The sequence below is a fragment of the Geodermatophilus sp. FMUSA9-8 genome (assembly GCF_037034165.1).
GTDB lineage: Bacteria > Actinomycetota > Actinomycetes > Mycobacteriales > Geodermatophilaceae > Geodermatophilus > Geodermatophilus nigrescens.
In genome coordinates this window covers 24,736-40,206 of record NZ_JBAGKE010000003.1, presented here as the reverse complement: position 1 = coordinate 40,206, position 15,471 = coordinate 24,736, and the positions used below count along the sequence as shown (strand labels likewise).

17 protein-coding genes, 1 tRNA gene and 1 riboswitch are annotated in these 15,471 nt (G+C 75.4%); of the genes, 13 read left to right on the top strand and 5 right to left on the bottom strand.

All coding sequences use genetic code 11. From position 1 onward, the window contains the following. Window positions 1-39: 39 nt before the first annotated feature. Window positions 40-1,005 (top strand): hypothetical protein, encoded by a 966-nt coding sequence (locus tag WA616_RS07315; protein WP_336028625.1) that lies wholly within the window; start codon window positions 40-42, stop codon window positions 1,003-1,005. Window positions 1,006-1,085: 80 nt separating this feature from the next. Next, the gene (locus WA616_RS07310) at window positions 1,086-2,486 is read left to right on the top strand and encodes a glycine--tRNA ligase (protein WP_073419203.1); all 1,401 of its coding nucleotides are present in this window, start codon (window positions 1,086-1,088) and stop codon (window positions 2,484-2,486) included. On the opposite strand, the gene WA616_RS07305 is transcribed toward WA616_RS07310, so the two are convergent. Continuing rightward, window positions 2,456-3,601, bottom strand: coding sequence for a glycosyltransferase family 9 protein (locus WA616_RS07305; protein WP_336028624.1), 1,146 nt, complete (start codon window positions 3,599-3,601; stop codon window positions 2,456-2,458). The two genes, WA616_RS07310 and WA616_RS07305, sit on opposite strands and share 31 nt — an antisense overlap. Before the next feature lie 72 nt (window positions 3,602-3,673). Next, entirely contained in the window at window positions 3,674-4,777 is a 1,104-nt protein-coding gene (locus WA616_RS07300) for an NAD(P)-dependent alcohol dehydrogenase (protein ID WP_336028623.1), read from the bottom strand. A gap of 135 nt (window positions 4,778-4,912) precedes the next feature. On the opposite strand from WA616_RS07300, the gene dusB reads away from it, so the two are divergent. The 7 genes from dusB (at window position 4,913) to WA616_RS07265 (ending at window position 10,796) form a co-directional block, all read left to right on the top strand. Next, window positions 4,913-6,067, top strand: a complete 1,155-nt coding sequence (gene dusB, locus WA616_RS07295) for a tRNA dihydrouridine synthase DusB (protein WP_336028621.1) — start codon at window positions 4,913-4,915, stop codon at window positions 6,065-6,067. Further along, the gene (locus tag WA616_RS07290) at window positions 6,064-6,537 is read left to right on the top strand and encodes a hypothetical protein (protein ID WP_073419206.1); all 474 of its coding nucleotides are present in this window, start codon (window positions 6,064-6,066) and stop codon (window positions 6,535-6,537) included. The genes dusB and WA616_RS07290 overlap by 4 nt, the downstream gene beginning before the upstream one ends. A 105-nt stretch (window positions 6,538-6,642) precedes the next feature. After that, window positions 6,643-6,966: a hypothetical protein gene (locus WA616_RS07285; protein ID WP_073419207.1), complete on the top strand. Its 324-nt coding sequence runs from the start codon at window positions 6,643-6,645 to the stop codon at window positions 6,964-6,966. Between the two features lie 115 nt (window positions 6,967-7,081). Then, on the top strand, window positions 7,082-7,708 hold the full coding sequence (locus WA616_RS07280) for a YdcF family protein (protein ID WP_336028620.1): 627 nt from the start codon (window positions 7,082-7,084) through the stop codon (window positions 7,706-7,708). 16 nt (window positions 7,709-7,724) lie between these two features. Then, window positions 7,725-8,243: a hypothetical protein gene (locus WA616_RS07275; protein WP_336028619.1), complete on the top strand. Its 519-nt coding sequence runs from the start codon at window positions 7,725-7,727 to the stop codon at window positions 8,241-8,243. Window positions 8,244-8,337: 94 nt separating this feature from the next. Beyond that, the gene (gene dnaG, locus WA616_RS07270) at window positions 8,338-10,218 is read left to right on the top strand and encodes a DNA primase (protein WP_336028618.1); all 1,881 of its coding nucleotides are present in this window, start codon (window positions 8,338-8,340) and stop codon (window positions 10,216-10,218) included. Then, entirely contained in the window at window positions 10,215-10,796 is a 582-nt protein-coding gene (locus WA616_RS07265; protein ID WP_073419210.1) for a hypothetical protein, read from the top strand. The genes dnaG and WA616_RS07265 overlap by 4 nt, the downstream gene beginning before the upstream one ends. Window positions 10,797-10,824: 28 nt before the next feature. Here WA616_RS07265 and WA616_RS07260 read toward each other — a convergent pair whose 3' ends face one another. Beyond that, on the bottom strand, window positions 10,825-11,148 hold the full coding sequence (locus WA616_RS07260; RefSeq protein ID WP_217651137.1) for a hypothetical protein: 324 nt from the start codon (window positions 11,146-11,148) through the stop codon (window positions 10,825-10,827). Between the two features lie 140 nt (window positions 11,149-11,288). Here WA616_RS07260 and WA616_RS07255 point away from each other — a divergent pair. After that, window positions 11,289-11,361 (top strand) — tRNA-Asn (locus WA616_RS07255). 198 nt (window positions 11,362-11,559) lie between these two features. Here WA616_RS07255 and WA616_RS07250 read toward each other — a convergent pair. Next, a complete protein-coding gene (locus tag WA616_RS07250) occupies window positions 11,560-11,787 on the bottom strand; it encodes a hypothetical protein (protein WP_336028615.1) in 228 nt (75 codons plus the stop codon). Window positions 11,788-11,898: 111 nt separating this feature from the next. Between WA616_RS07250 and WA616_RS07245 the strand changes: the two genes are divergently transcribed. Continuing rightward, entirely contained in the window at window positions 11,899-12,315 is a 417-nt protein-coding gene (locus WA616_RS07245) for a hypothetical protein (RefSeq protein WP_336028614.1), read from the top strand. Here the strand turns inward: WA616_RS07245 and WA616_RS07240 are convergent. After that, the gene (locus WA616_RS07240) at window positions 12,306-13,229 is read right to left on the bottom strand and encodes a hypothetical protein (RefSeq protein WP_336028612.1); all 924 of its coding nucleotides are present in this window, start codon (window positions 13,227-13,229) and stop codon (window positions 12,306-12,308) included. The two genes, WA616_RS07245 and WA616_RS07240, sit on opposite strands and share 10 nt — an antisense overlap. A gap of 290 nt (window positions 13,230-13,519) precedes the next feature. Beyond that, window positions 13,520-13,675, bottom strand: a riboswitch (cyclic di-AMP (ydaO/yuaA leader). A gap of 341 nt (window positions 13,676-14,016) precedes the next feature. Between WA616_RS07240 and WA616_RS07235 the strand changes: the two genes are divergently transcribed. Both WA616_RS07235 and WA616_RS07230 read left to right on the top strand, forming a co-directional pair. Next, on the top strand, window positions 14,017-14,568 hold the full coding sequence (locus tag WA616_RS07235; protein ID WP_336028610.1) for a TlpA family protein disulfide reductase: 552 nt from the start codon (window positions 14,017-14,019) through the stop codon (window positions 14,566-14,568). Between the two features lie 2 nt (window positions 14,569-14,570). Further along, window positions 14,571-15,422, top strand: a complete 852-nt coding sequence (locus WA616_RS07230; RefSeq protein WP_336028609.1) for a cytochrome c biogenesis CcdA family protein — start codon at window positions 14,571-14,573, stop codon at window positions 15,420-15,422. The last annotated feature ends 49 nt before the right edge of the window (window positions 15,423-15,471 follow it).

The window sequence follows — 15,471 nt, the reverse complement described above, 5'->3', positions numbered from 1 at the left end:
AGCCTGCGTCGGACAGCACCAGCAGGGAGGACGGGCGCGATGACCCAGCCGCCGCAGGACGGGACACCGCCGGACCGCACCCGCGAGGTGCGCCTCCCCCCGCCGCCGCCCGCGGGCCGCCCGCCGGTGCCGCCGGACCAGCCCACCGACCGGCTCGCCGGCGGCCCGCCCGACCAGCGCGACCCCACCCTGCGCCTCGGCGGCCCGGTGCCGCAGCAGCCGCCGCCGTACGGGCAGCAGCCGCCCCACGGGCAGCAGTCGCCCTACGGTCAGCAGCCCCCGTACGGCCAGCACCCACCGCAGCAGCCGCCGTACGGCGGGCCCGGGTACGGGCAGCAGCCGCCCTGGGGCGCCCCCGGCCCGCCGGGGTACGGCGCGCCCGGACAGGGCGGCTACGGCTACCCGGTGCCGCCGCGGCAGAAGCGGGGCCGCGGCCCGCTGATCGCCGCGCTGGCCACCCTCGCCGTCCTGCTCGTCGGCGGCGGCGTGCTGCTGTTCCTCCTGCTCGGCCGCGACGACGAGGCGCCGGCCGCCGCGCCGTCGTCGACCGCGTCCTCGTCCCCGTCGTCCTCGTCGTCCCCGGGCCCGTCGTCCGCGCCGTCGTCGTCGGCGGAGCCGGGCGACGAGGGCGGCTTCGGCGGCGGGGCGTCCACCCCCACGCCCGGAGGGGGCGGCACCGGGGGAGGGGAGCTCAACGTCCCCGCCAGCCCGGAGTTCGCGGCGTCGTGGGTGCAGTCGGTCGTCGACCGCGACGGCGCGGCCGCCTACGAGGGCCTGTGCGGCGACGGGCGGGCCCAGTTCGCCGACGCGGACGCCCTGCTCGCCGACTTCGACGCGTTCCTCGGCGGCCAGATCACCGAGGGCACCGCGACCGACGCGGCGCCCGCCGGCGACGTCGACGAGATCACCTTCGACGTCACCCTCGACACCGGCAGCCAGACCACGTTCGTGGTCACCGTCGCCGACGAGGGCGGCCCGACCGTCTGCGGGTACACCCGGCCCTGACCGGCGGCGGGCGGGTGACCGGCGGCGACTACCGTTGGCGGGTCGACCGCCGACCGCCAGCCGGATGGAGCACCCCGCCCGTGAGCGCCAGCACCACACACGACCCCGCCCGCCTCGACAAGGTGGTCAACCTCTGCAAGCGCCGGGGGTTCGTCTTCCCCTCCGGTGAGATCTACGGCGGCACCCGCTCCGCCTGGGACTACGGGCCCCTGGGCGTCGAGCTCAAGGAGAACATCAAGCGCCAGTGGTGGCGCACCGTCGTGCAGAGCCGCGACGACATCGTCGGCCTGGACTCCTCGGTGATCCTGCCGCGCCAGACCTGGGTGGCCTCCGGTCACGTCGGCGTCTTCACCGACCCGCTGACCGAGTGCCAGAACTGCCACAAGCGGTTCCGGGCCGACCACCTCGAGGAGGCCTTCGAGGAGAAGAAGGGCCGGCTGCCGGAGAACGGCCTGGCCGAGATCACCTGCCCGAACTGCGGCGTCACCGGCCAGTGGACCGAGCCGCGCGACTTCAACATGATGCTGAAGACGTACCTCGGCCCGGTCGAGGACGAGTCGGGTCTGCACTACCTGCGCCCGGAGACCGCGCAGGGCATCTTCGTGAACTTCGCCAACGTCATGGGCGCCGCGCGCAAGAAGCCGCCGTTCGGCATCGGCCAGATCGGCAAGTCGTTCCGCAACGAGATCACGCCGGGCAACTTCATCTTCCGCACCCGCGAGTTCGAGCAGATGGAGATGGAGTTCTTCGTCGAGCCGGGCAGCGACGAGGAGTGGCACCAGTACTGGATCGACGAGCGGACCCGCTGGTACACCGACCTCGGCATCGCGCCGGACAACCTGCGGCACTTCGAGCACCCGCAGGAGAAGCTCAGCCACTACTCCAAGCGCACCGTCGACATCGAGTACCGCTTCGGCTTCCAGGGTTCGGAGTGGGGCGAGCTCGAGGGCATCGCCAACCGCACCGACTTCGACCTGTCCACCCACTCGCAGCACTCGGGCGTGGACCTGTCCTACTTCGACCAGGCGAGCAACACCCGCTGGACGCCGTACGTCATCGAGCCGGCGGCCGGGCTCACCCGGTCGCTCATGGCGTTCCTCGTCGAGGCCTACACCGAGGACGAGGCGCCCAACGCCAAGGGCGGCGTCGACACCCGCACGGTGCTCAAGCTCGACCCGCGCCTGTCGCCGGTGAAGGCCGCCGTGCTGCCGCTGTCGCGCAACGCCGACCTCTCGCCCAAGGCCCGGGACCTGGCCGCCACGCTGCGCCGCAACTGGAACGTCGACTTCGACGACGCCGGCGCGATCGGCCGCCGCTACCGCCGCCAGGACGAGATCGGCACGCCGTTCTGCCTCACCGTCGACTTCGACACCCTCACCGACGACGCGGTGACCGTGCGCGAGCGCGACTCGATGAGCCAGGAGCGGATCGGGCTGGCGCAGGTGGAGTCCTACCTGGCCGCCCGCCTGCCCGGCTGCTGAACCGGGCCGGACACCGCCGGGCCGTCGTCCTCGAGGAGATCGAGGGCGGCGGCCCGCACCGTCTCCGGGGACACGCCGGCCACCAGTGACCGGTCGTGCCCGCAGCGGGTGACGCGCTGGTCGGTGCCGCAGACCGGGCAGTCGGTGCGGGCCGAGACGGCGACCCGGTGCCGGGCCCGGGTGAGCGGGCCGGCGTTGAGCAGGTTCCGCTCGAGGAACACGCTCACGGTCGCGGTCCCCACCGCCGCGGCGAGGTGCCTCGGGCCGGAGTCGTTGGCCACCACGAGCCGGCAGCGGGCCAGCACGCCCGCGAGCGCCGGCAGCGACAGGGCGCCGACGAGGTCGAGCAGCGGGGCCGACGACGCCGCGCGGATCGCGTCGGCCGCCCGCCGGTCGTCGTCGCCGGAACCGACGAGGACGACGCGCGCGCCGGCGTCGGTGAGCGCGTCGGCGAGGGCGGCGAAGCAGCCGGGCGGCCAGCGGCGGCGCGGGTCCTGGGCGCCGGCGTGCAGGGCCACCAGCGGCGCGGGCCCGGCCGGCAGCACGGCGGCGGCCGCGGCGGCGTCGCCCGGGGTGAGCGCCAGCCGCGGCTCCAGGGTGACCGGCGCGGCGCCGACCAGGCCCACCACGTCCAGGCAGCGCAGCACCTCGTGCTGGTCGTGCGCGTAGGGCAGCCAGCGGTCCAGCGGCGGGGCGCCGGTGTCGCGGGCGCCGGCGGTCACCCGGGCGCCGAGCGCGGCGACCAGCGGGTTGGAGTGGCCGCCCCCGCCGTGCAGCTGCAGCGCGAGGTCGTAGCCCTCCGCGCGCTGCTCGGCGAGGAAGCGGCGGACGGCGAGGCTCCCGCGGTCGGCGCCCGGCTCGTCGCGCACGCCCGGCCACGGCGGGACGACGACCACGCGGTCCCACGGCCCCGGCCGGCTCTCCAGCAGGCCCGGGTGCCACGGCGCGCCCAGGTAGGTGACCTCCGCGTCCGGATAGGCCGCCCGCAGCGCCTCGAGCGCCGGCAGCGTGAGCACCAGGTCGCCGAGGAAGTTGGCGCGCAGCACCGCGATCCTCGTGACGCCGGGGACCGGCGCACCGCCGGCCGCCGGCGGGGCGGGGGACGACCTGCGCACGAGCACCCTCCTGGACCGTGTGGGGGACGCCCCCCTGCCCGGACGCGCCGTCCCCCGAACCTGCGCCGCTCCTCAGCCGCCCATGCGGATGACCGGCTTGACCACCTCGCCGCTGTAGGAGGCCTCGACGGCGTCCTCGATGCGCTCGAGCGGGAAGGACTCGACGAGCCGGTCGAAGGGGAAGCGGCCCTGGAGGTGCAGGTCCATGAGCGCGGCGATCAGCGCCTGGCCGTGGCCGCTGCCGCCGAGCGTCCCGCGGATCGTCTTGCCCCACAGCGTCGTCAGGTGGTCGGCGGTGAACTCCGCACCCGCGGGCGCGCCGCCGATGAGGACGGCGGTGCCGAGCATGCCGACCGAGTCGATGGCCTGCCGGATGACCGGCAGCACGCCGGTGCACTCCAGCGCGGCGTCGGCCGGCCCGCCACAGATGTCGGTGACCGCCTGCACGGCGTCGGTGTCGGTGGCGTCGACGGTGTGCGTGGCCCCGAGCTCGCTCGCCAGCCGCAGCCGGGAGGCGTGCCGGTCGACGGCGATGATCGTCGTGGCGGCCGAGTTGCGGGCCGCCATGACCGCGGCCAGCCCCACCGTCCCGACGCCGTACACGACGATCGACGTGCCGGGCTCCGGGCGGACGGTGTTGAGCACCGCCCCCGCGCCGGTGGCCAGGCCGCAGGTGAGCGGGCCGGCGATCTCGACCGGCAGGCCCTCGGGCACCGGCACGAGCGAGGACGCGGTGGTCATCGCGTGCGTCGCGAACGACGACTGCCCGAAGAAGTGGCTCGACAGCGGGGCGCCGTCCGTCGTGCGCAGGGCGGAGGCGCCGTCGAGGCGGTGCCCGCCGCCGACGAGCTCGCCCATCCGCAGGCAGTAGCGCGGCTGGCCGGCCTGGCAGTTGCGGCACGCGCCGCAGGACGGCCAGCCCAGGACGACGGCCTGCCCCTCCCGCACGCCGGTCACCCCCTCGCCGACCGCGACGACGGTGCCGGCGCCCTCGTGGCCGAGCACCCCGGGCAGCGGGAAGGGCAGGTCGCCGTCGCGCGCGATGCCGTCGGTGTGGCAGAAGCCGGTGCCGGCCACCTCGACGAGCACGTCGCCGGGACCGGGCTCGTCGATCTCGACCTCCCGGACGACGAACGGGCCGTGCAGCTCCTCGACGACGGCGGCGGTGATCCTCATGAGTCCTCCTGGCGGTCGGGGTGGTCCCCCGGCAGTGCCCAGCACGGCCGCCCGCACGCGCGGCGGCGGCTCCGGTGCGGCGAGGCCCGCCCGGGTGACCCCGGCCACCGGGCGCGGCCACCTACCCTGGACGGCGTGACGAGCACCCTGGCGCTGGCGGTCGCCCCGCTGCGGCTGGGGCCGCTGACCGTCGACCCCGCCGTCGTGCTCGCGCCGATGGCCGGCATCACCAACCCCGCGTTCCGCACGCTGTGCCGCGAGTTCGGCGCCGGCCTCTACGTGTGCGAGATGATCACCACGCGGGCGCTCGTGGAGCGCAACGAGAAGACGCTGCGGATGATCCGGGCCACGCCCGAGGAGGCGGCGGCCGGCTTCTCCGTGCAGCTCTACGGCGTCGACCCGGCCACCGTCGGGCGCGCGGTCGAGATGCTCGTCGACGAGGAGGTGGCCGGCACCCGTCCGGCGCACGTCGACCTCAACTTCGGCTGCCCGGTGCCCAAGGTGACCCGCAAGGGCGGCGGCTCGGCGCTGCCGTGGCGGCGGGTGCTCTTCCGCGACATCGTGCGGGCCGCCGTCCGCGCCGCCCGCGACGTGCCCGTCACGGTCAAGACCCGCATCGGCATCGACGCCGACCACGTCACCTACCTCGACGCCGGCCGGATCGCCCAGGACGAGGGCGCCGCGGCGATCACCCTGCACGGGCGCACCGCCGACCAGCTCTACAGCGGCACCGCCGACTGGGCGCCGATCGCCCGGCTGGTGGAGACCGTCGACATCCCGGTGCTCGGCAACGGCGACGTCTGGGAGGCCGACGACGCGCTGCGGATGGTCGCCGAGACCGGCTGCGCGGGCGTCGTCATCGGCCGCGGCTGCCTGGGCCGGCCGTGGCTGTTCGGCGACCTCGCCGCCGCCTTCGCCGGGGAGTCCCGGCGGGCGCTGCCGACGTTGCGCGAGGTCGCCGGGGTGATGTACCGGCACGCCGAGCTGCTGTCGGCCGAGCAGGGCGAGCTGCACGGCTGCACCGACTTCCGCAAGCACGTGGCCTGGTACCTCAAGGGCTTCTCGGTCGGCTCCGACGTCCGCCGCGCCCTGGCGATGGTGAGCTCGCTCGACGAGCTGGCCGGCCTGCTCGCCCACATCGAGGACCAGCCCTACCCGACGGCGGTGCTCGGCGGCCCCCGCGGGCGCACCAGCAGCCCCCGCCCGGTGGCGCTGCCCGAGGGCTGGCTCGACGACCGCGACGACCCGCGGCCGCCCGCCGGCGCGGAACTGGAGACGAGCGGCGGATGACCGGCCCGTACCTCTACGACGAGGGCCCCGAGGCGCTGCACACCGGCACCCCGCGCCGCCGCAACGGGCTCATCCTCGCCGTCTTCGGTGCCACGCTGGCCGTCGGCGTCGGCATGGTCGTCGCGCTTCCGCTGGTCAAGGGGTCGGGGGACGAGCAGGCGCGCGAGGCGGTCGGCGTCTTCACCGCCGCCCTCGCCGCCGGCGACACCGAGACCGCCGGCGACCTGCTGTGCGAGGCCGAGCGCGACCGCGCCGACGCCGAGGGCCGCACCGCCGAGGAGCTGGCCGTCGCCTACGCCCCGGCCGGCGGCGCCGGGAGCGGCGGCGAGGTCACCGGCGTCGAGCCCGGCGAGCTCGACGGCAAGGACGCCCGGCAGGTCGGCGTGCGCTGGGACGACGGCAGCGAGAGCACGCTCCTGGTGGTGCTGGAGGACGGCCCGCGGGTCTGCGGGACCACGTCCGGCGACTGACCTCCGAGCCGCGCCGGGATCCCTTCCGGGCCCGCCCCGGGGCTGCCACGATGTGCGCCGCCCGGCCGGGGGAGACCGCCCGGGCCCGCTCGAGAGGAACCCCCGTTGTCGCAGCCGTATCCGCCGCCCGCGCCGTACGCGCCCGCCGCCCCGCAGGCGCCGGCGGCCCCGTACGCGCCCCCCGCCGTCCCGGCCCCGGCCGCGGCCACCCAGGTCGTGTACCCCGGCCAGGTGCAGCTGCCGCCGCAGCCGCAGTACGCGCCCACGCCCCAGCAGGCCGCCGCCCGGCACGCCGCGCCGGCCACCGGCTTCCCGCACTACGTCCCGCCGCCGCCGTCGCCGGTGAACCGGACCGGCCTCTACGTCGGGACCCTCGTCGTCGTCCTGACGGTGCTGTTCGCCGTGATCGGGTTCCTGCTGGTCGGCTGACCTCCCCGCGGACGGGACGCCGTCCGGCCGCCGCGGCTCCCGGGCGCCCGCGGAGCCCGCGCCACGCCTGTCCCGGCTGCCACGGGCGTCGCGCGGCCCGTGTCATCCTCGACCGGTGACACGGGTCGGGGCGCTGGTGACGCGGGTGTTCGCCGCGGCCGTCCTGGCCGGCCTGCTCCTGGTCGGATCGACGGCGGTGGCCATCTGGTGGACCGCCCGGCAGGACGCGCGGCCGGCGTCGGACGCGATCGTGGTGCTGGGGTCGGCGCAGTACAACGGCGTCCCCTCGTCGATCTTCGAGGCGCGCCTGGAGCACGCGCTGTCGCTGTGGGAGGACGGCGTCGCGCCCGTCGTCGTCACCGTGGGCGGCAAGGCCGCCGGCGACCAGTTCACCGAGGCCGAGGCAGGCCGCGACTACCTGCGGGCCGCCGGCGTCCCGGAGGACGCGCTGCTCGCGGTGCCCGAGGGCGTGGACACGCTGGAGAGCATGCGCGCGGTCGGCGCGGCGTTCGCGGAGCGCGGGTGGTCCAGCGCGGTCCTGGTCACCGACCCGTGGCACGCGATGCGCGCCGAGCGGATGGCCGAGGACGCCGGCATGACCGCGGAGAGCTCACCCACCCGCCAGGGGCCGGCCGTGCAGACGCGCGGCACGCAGTTCCGGTACATCCTCAGGGAGACCGCCGCCTACCTGCTCTACCGCGTGACCGGGGAGAGCGTCGCCGGGGCGCCGGGCATCGGCTGACACCGCGGGAGGCAGCGTGCTGGAGCTGGGGAGGGCCGGGACCGCCGGCGCGGAGCGGGGCGAGGTGCCCGTCCTGCGCGACGGGGAGCCGGTCGGCCGGCTGCGGTCGACGGACTTCTGGAAGGAGGGCTCGGCCGCCGTCGTGGGGGACCGGCAGTGGGTCCTCGAGCGGCGGAAGGGGGGCGCGCTCGTCGGCCGCTGGGCGACCGAGCCGGAGGACGCCGCCCGTCTGCGCGCCGAGCAGGTGTCGGTGTGGCGGGGAACCTGGCGCGCCGACCTGGAGGGCGCCGTCGTCGACGTCGCCCCCGCCTCGTGGTGGCAGGGCACCTACCGGTTCACGGCGGGGGAGCGCACCGTCGCCGAGAGCGGGACGACGGGCGGCTGGTCGCCGCGGCCGACGCTCACCGCCGGCGAGGACGTGCCCCTCGACGCCCAGGTGTTCCTCCTGTGGCTGGTCCTCGTGCTGCAGCGGCGCACGTACGGCGCGGCGATCGGGGCCGCGGTCGCCGGCGGGGCCGCGGCGGGGAGCAGCTGAGTCCACACGGGTCACCGCCCCGTCGTCGCGGGAGGGGATGATCGGTGCGGGACGCCCGCCGGCGTCCCGGCGAGCAGCACGACGGAGGGGGCCCATGGCCGGCCGGGGACGCATCCGGGCAGCGGACATCGCGCTGGTGCGCGAGCGCAGCCGGATCGACGAGGTGGTCGGCGAGCACCTGCAGCTCAAGCGCGCCGGGGGCGGCAGCCTCAAGGGCCTGTGCCCGTTCCACGACGAGAAGTCGCCGTCGTTCCACGTCACCCCGGCGAGGAACCTCTTCCATTGTTTCGGCTGCGGGGCGGGCGGCGACGTCATCAGCTTCGTGCAGCAGATCGACCACCTGAGCTTCACCGAGGCCGTCGAGCGGCTGGCGGGGCGCGCCAACATCGACCTCAAGTACGAGGACGACGGCGGCCGGCCCACCGCGGCGCCCGACCGCCCGCAGGCCGGCCAGCGCGCCCGGCTCGTCGCGGCCAACACCGAGGCCGCGGCCTTCTACGCCGAGCAGCTGCGCAGCCCCGACGCCGCGCCCGCCCGGCAGTTCCTCGCCGACCGCGGCTTCGACCGGCAGGTGGCGCTCGACTTCGGCTGCGGTTTCGCGCCCGCCGGGTGGGACGCCCTCACCCGGCACCTGCGGGGCAAGGGGTACAGCCAGCAGGAGCTGGTCACGGGCGGCCTGGCGAAGGAGAGCTCGCGCGGCACGCTCATCGACCGCTTCCACCGGCGGCTGGTCTGGCCGATCCGCGACATCACCGGTGACGTGATCGGCTTCGGCGCCCGCAAGCTCATGGACGACGACCCGGGGCCGAAGTACCTCAACACCCCCGAGACGCCGCTGTACAAGAAGAGCACCGTCCTCTACGGCATCGAGCGGGCCAAGCGCGACATCGCCAAGAAGCACCAGGCCGTCGTCGTCGAGGGCTACACCGACGTGATGGCCTGCCACCTGGCCGGCGTGACCACCGCCGTCGCCTCGTGCGGCACCGCCTTCGGGCCCGAGCACATCAGCGTGCTGCGCCGGCTGCTCATGGACCAGGACGAGTTCCGCGGGGAGGTCGTCTACACCTTCGACGGCGACGCCGCGGGCCAAGCCGCCGCGATGAAGACGTTCAAGGAGGACCAGCGCTTCGTCGCGCAGACCTTCGTGGCCGTCGAGCCCGACGGGCGCGACCCCTGCGAGCTGCGCCAGGCGCACGGCGACGCCGCCGTCCGCGACCTGGTGGCCCGCCGGACGCCGCTGATCGAGTTCGTCCTGCGCACCACGCTCGCCGAGTACGACCTCGACACCGTCGAGGGGCGGGTCGCCGCGCTCGACCGGACGGCGCCGCTGCTGGCCCAGGTCAAGGACCACGCGCTGCGCCCGGCGTACGCGCGGCGCCTGGCCGGGCTGATCGGCGACACCGACGAGGCCGAGGTGCTCGAGCGGGTGCGCCGGGTCACCGGGGGCGACACCGCGCCGCCGCGCCGCCCGCGGACCCCGCGGCGCACGCCCGACGACGCCGCCCTCGCCGTCGAGCGGGAGGCGCTGAAGGCCGCGCTGCAGGTGCCCGAGGTCGCCGGCCCGTCGTTCGACGCGGTGCCGGTGGACGCCTTCACCGATCCCGACCACGCCGCGGTCGCGGCGGCCGTGGCGCAGGCCGGGGGCGCGGCGGCGGCCACGGTCACCGGGCCGGCGTGGCTGGACGAGGTGGCCGCGCACTGCGACCGGGAGACCGCCCGCGCCCAGCTCACCGCGCTGGCGGTGGAGCCGCTGCGGTCGGTGGGGGAGGCCGACGCCGGCTACGTGGCGGCGGTGCTCGCCCGGCTGGAGGAGATGCACACCAACCGGCAGGTCGGGGGCATCAAGGGCCGGCTGCAGCGGATGAACCCCGTCGAGCAGGGCGACGAGTACATGCGCCTGTTCTCCTCGCTCATGGAGCTGGAGCAGAAGGCCATCTCGCTGCGCAAGCGGGCGATCGGCGGGCTGGCCGAGTGAGGCTGGCCGCGCACCTGCGCCGCCGGTTCACCCGCCCGCCGGAGCCGGTGCGCGCCGTCGTGCAGGCGTCCCCGGACCCGGACGAGCGGGTGCTCGCGTGGGGCGCGCTGGTGCGGGAGCGGGGCTGGCTGGTGGCCACCAGCCGGGGCCTGCGCGTCGTGCCGGCCGACCTGTCGCTCGGCGAGGCCGGCGACGTCGGCGTGCTGCGCTGGCACGAGGTGGGCGCGGCCCGCTGGGCGGCCACCAACGACGGCGGCGGCTCGTTCACCGTGACCGCGCTGACCGAGGTCGAGCCCGGGGTGCAGGCCCGCGAGGCGGCCGAGCGGTACGCGCTCGCCGACGCGGGCGACCTGCCGGCCGTGGTGCGCCGCCGGGTGGACGAGACGGTGGTGGCCAGCCGGCGCTCGCCGCTGCCCGGCGGGGGTGGGGTGCTGCTGGTGGCGCGCCGCGTGCCGGGTCAGGCCGCGCGGGAGTGGACGGTCGTGTTCGACGACGACGCCGACCGCGGCGACCCGGGGGCGCGGGCGGCCGCCCGGGCGAAGCTCGAGGAGGCGCTGGCCGCCGAGCAGCCGGGCTGAGTGCGCCCCGGCCGCCCGGCGGTGCGGCTCAGCCGACGGGCGGCGGGTCCGCCGGCAGCGCGGTCAGGTCGGGCGCCTCGGTCGTCGTCGCCGGCGGGATCGTCGTGGTCCCGGTGCTGCGGGCGCTGAGCGCGCCGTCGCTGTCGGCTCCGGTGTCGCGGCCCATCTTCGACTTCACCGAGCTGACGACGTCGTCGGCGCGGGCCTGTGCCATGCCGGCCAGGCCCTGCAGCTGCGGGTTGTCCTTGGCGTCGGACCACAGGCCGACGATCTGCTCGTAGCGCTCGCGGCCGGCCCTCGCGCCGAGCACGTAGCCGGCACCGAAGCCGAGCAGGAAGGAGAACTTGGCCACGGGGACCTCCGGGTTCGAGACAGACACGGACCGGGTGATCACGCTACGGGCGGACGCTGCCGTCCGCGATCGGAGGAGCCTCCGCGGGACGTCCGGAGCCGTGCGGTACTCTCGACGGGCGCGCGGGTCGTCCCCGCCCGTCCCCCGTAGCTCAATTGGCAGAGCATGCGACTGTTAATCGCAGGGTTATTGGTTCGAGTCCAATCGGGGGAGCAACACCGCAGGTCAGCGTCGTGCAGGGCATCTCGAGCCCGGGTCCGCGACCAACTTACGACCAACAAATAAGCGGGCCGCCCGTGCCGTGGACGTTCCTCCCTGCCGGGGGGCCTTGGTGCTGGCGGGTGGACGGCCCGGCCTGTCGACGCCCCGGGCGGCCGACATGCTCGCTCCGTGGACGCGGGTGGCAGTGCCTCACCGCGTCCTGATGCGGACCCGATCCGGCGGCACGCTCGTGAGGTGGCGGCCCCAGCCGTAGTCGTGCAGCTGCCGCCAGGTGACCGCGGCACGCCAGCCGAACCCGTCGTCGCACAGACGCCAGGCCGACTGGTGGCCGGACCACCACCGGCCGTCGTTGTGCACCTCGACGTCGCGGGGCGGGTCGAAGCGGCGCTCGTCCAGCAGGCGGATGGGGACGGTCACGCGGACGGGTCTAGCCGCCGGCGCCGGCGGGCCACGCGCACCGACCCTCTGGTGTGACAGCACGTGACCGAACCGTGCCGAGAGTGCGGCGGTCCAGGGACGATGCGCACCGTGGCCTACCAGGCGTCGACGTCGCTGCCCTACGACAACCTCGGCCGGGCGACCGCGGGACTGCGGGCAGCGCTCCGCCACCGGGTGCTCGACGCCGGAGACCCGGGGCTGCTGGACTGGTCGACGCTGACCGTGACCGGTCCCGAGATCACCACCGACGATCTCGGCCGGCCCTGGTTCACCTGGACCGCCACCCGACCGGTCAGCCCCTGGCCTGCGGGTGAAGCGATCGGCGCGAGGCGCGCGCCGCAGTGGGCGCAGGGCCGGGGCCGGCAGGACGCGGGAGGAGGGGATACGTCGACGTGCGCGCACCGCGGGCCAGATCCCGTGCGCGCGATCCGGAGGGTCACCTCCTGGCCAGGATCACCGGCCGGACATCGTGGACGGCGTGCGGTCCCCGGCGGGGATCACTGGTAGTTCACGTGGACGTGGTCCATGTGGTTCTGCGTCGCGCTGCCACGGTCGGCCATGGTCGACCAGGAGCCACCCGGCGACTGCAGGATGCGCTGCCGGTAGATCAGGTAGTCGACGCCGAGCGCGTCCCAGTTGGCGATGTGGTACTGCACGATCGCGTTCCCCAGGGCGGTGTCGGAGAGCACCATGTAGTCCAAGGCCAGCCCGGAGGGGTGGCCGCCGGGGTCGGCCGCACTGGCCCGGGTACCGCCGATGGTGATGCCGTCCGCGCCGGGCACGTTGGAGACGACAGCGTCCGCAGCCGCTTGCGACTGCGGCTTCGCTGATCCCGCGGTGTTGGTGATCCGTGCGACCGCGGTCACGGCCGTGCTGGCGGCCACCGCACCGATGCCGGGCTCCTCGTCGGGGGCCTCCGACGCCGCCTGGGCCGACGCCGCGGCGGCGGCCTGGGCGGCGGCCTCGGCCTGGGCGGCGGCCTCGGCCTGGGCGGCGGCCTCGGCCCGAGCGGCGGCCTCGGCCCGAGCGGCGGCCTCGGCCTGGGCGGCGGCCTCGGCCTCGGCCCGCTGTCGCTCGACCGCAGCCTGGTCAGCGGCGGCCTGCGCCTGCTGGGCGGCGCTCTCCTGAGCCTCCCGGCTGCTGCGGCTGGCGGTCATGTCCTGCAGCGGCTCCAGATCCGGCGCGGCATTCGCCGGGCTGGACTGGCTGGAGAGGCCGAGGGCCTCGGCGACGCTGGCCGACTCCGAGGATGCGGCCCCGGCCTGCGCGGCCGGCCCCGTGCCGGTGAGGACGTTGACGAGGACCGCGCCGGCGGTGGCGACACCGAGGAGGAGGCCGGGACGGCGGCGGGCGATGACCGACCGGGCGGTCCGGCCGCGGCGCCCAGCGGCGCGGCCAGTGGTGGTGGTGCGGACGTCCATGAGTGGTGGTGCTCCGGGGTGTTCGGGCACAGCGGCGCGCGGGCGCGGCTGCGGGGAGGTCAAGCGGCGAGGCAGCGGCAGACCGCGGACGTCGAGCGGTAGGCAGGTGCTCCACGGGAACCGGCGGGGGCCGGTCGAGCGTGAGGCGCTCGGGCTGATGGGCCTGCATGGGGCGCTCGGCGCAGAGCGGCCGCGAGCGGTCAGATGCGCGGGCGCGGCCCGGTCCGGCAGAGGGGCTGGAGACGTCGTGGTGGTGCGGCGGGGCTCGGGCGCGCCATGCGGCAGCTCTCCGTTCTTCCGGTCGCCGCCTACCGAGTTAGCTGACGGGTTCGGGCGGGAAGACGCCCTGCGCACCCACGGGACATCGGGCTCCCCGGGAGCGATTCACCCCAGTACTGCAGTGGGTCCCCGGTTCGCCGGTGAAGGCGACTCGGCGGCGTCCGCTCGGACTCCCCGGAAGGGGCGTGTGGACCGATCGGACCCGGCCACGGTAGAGGCTGTTATCGCGCTGTGACAAACCGCGACCACGGAGTCGTTGGTGACCCACGTCGCGGACGAGGTGTCCGGCCGACGCACCGCTTGTCGCGGAACCACCGGTCACGCCGGCCGCCATCCCGGCGCTTTCATCGGTATGGAGCGATGTTAGCATGGCTCTGCGGGGCACCTGCGGACCTGGGAGGCGCTGTCCGTGCCGCTGAACCAGCGGCTAGCTCTACGCAGTGGGAGCACACCCTTGTTACCTAGGACTCTGAGCCGGCGTGGCGTGCTGGTGGCCGCAGGTGCCGGCGTGGCTGCTCTACTGCTCGGTTGCTCGGGCGGCTCATACGCCGGTGCGGACGCGGGACCTGAGCTCGGCGAGTTCGACTTCACCGAGGCGACGCCGTTGGGCCAGCTGGTCCCCGGGGAGGCCCGTCGGTCGGCGCCGTCGTTCACGGGGGAGCTGCTCGACGGCTCCGCTTTCGACTCTGCCTCACTGGTCGGTGACATCGTCGTGATCAACTTCTGGGGCTCATGGTGTACGCCGTGTCGGGTGCAGACCCCTGAGTTCCAGGCGGTCTACACCGAGGTCGCCGAGCGGGGTGTGCAGTTCCTCGGCGTCAACGTGAAGGACCAGCGCCAGCTGGCGCGGGCCTTCGTCGACACCGTCGGGGCGACCTACCCCTCGCTGTTCGATCCCGCGGGCGAGGTCGCCCTCGCCTTCCGCGGCTTCCCGGCCAACGTGGTGCCCACGACGATCCTGCTCGACCGCAGCAGCCGCGTAGCAGCGGTCTACGTCGCGGCCGTGCCGGACGAGGACCTGCGCGCCGCCCTCGATGGGTTGCTGGCCGAGGAGGCCTGAGCATGGATGACCTGGGCGCGACCTTCGCCGGCATCGTCACCGATGGCTCGCTGCTGCTGGCGGTAGCGGTAGCTGCCCTCGTCGGGCTCATCAGCTTCGCCTCGCCGTGCGTGCTGCCGCTGGTGCCTGGCTATCTCGGCTACGTCGCAGGCCTCACCGGCGCCAACGCCGGTGGGCGCCCGACTGCTCCACCGCCGACGACGGCCGAGGGCGCGTCGTCGGGCCCTCGCGCTGTGACGACCGCAGCGTCCACCGAGCGCCGCGGCGACCGGCGACGGGTGCTGGCCGGCGCGATGCTTTTCGTAATCGGCTTCAGCGTCGTCTTCGTGTCCTTCGGTGCGCTCTTCGGCGGCCTGGGGCGGTTGCTGCTCGAGTGGGCGCCCGTGCTCACCCGTGTCATGGGTGTCGTCACCATCGTCATGGGCCTGGCCTTCCTGGGCGCCTTACCCTGGCTGCAGCATGAGCGGCGCCTCCACCACCGTCCGCGGGCGGGGCTGGCGGGCGCGCCGGTCCTCGGCGTCGTGTTCGGTCTGGGCTGGACGCCGTGTCTGGGGCCCACGCTGTCGGCGGTCAACTCCCTGGCCTACACCGAGGCCTCGGCGGCTCGCGGCGCCGTCTTGGGCCTGGCCTACTGCGTCGGCCTCGGGGTGCCCTTCCTGCTCGTGGCCCTGGGTGCCCGCCGGGCGCTGACCTTCTCGGCCTTCGCGCGGCGTCATGCCTCGACGGTGATGCGCATCGGTGGCGTGCTGCTGGTCGTGTTGGGCGTGCTGCTCGTCACCGGCTGGTGGGACGGCGTGATGATGTGGCTGCGTTCCTGGCTGGCGGCCACCGGGTTGGGCACCTCGGTGGTCTGACCGACCCGCTGCCCGTGGATGGAGGCGCCCGGCGCCATGGTGCCCGATG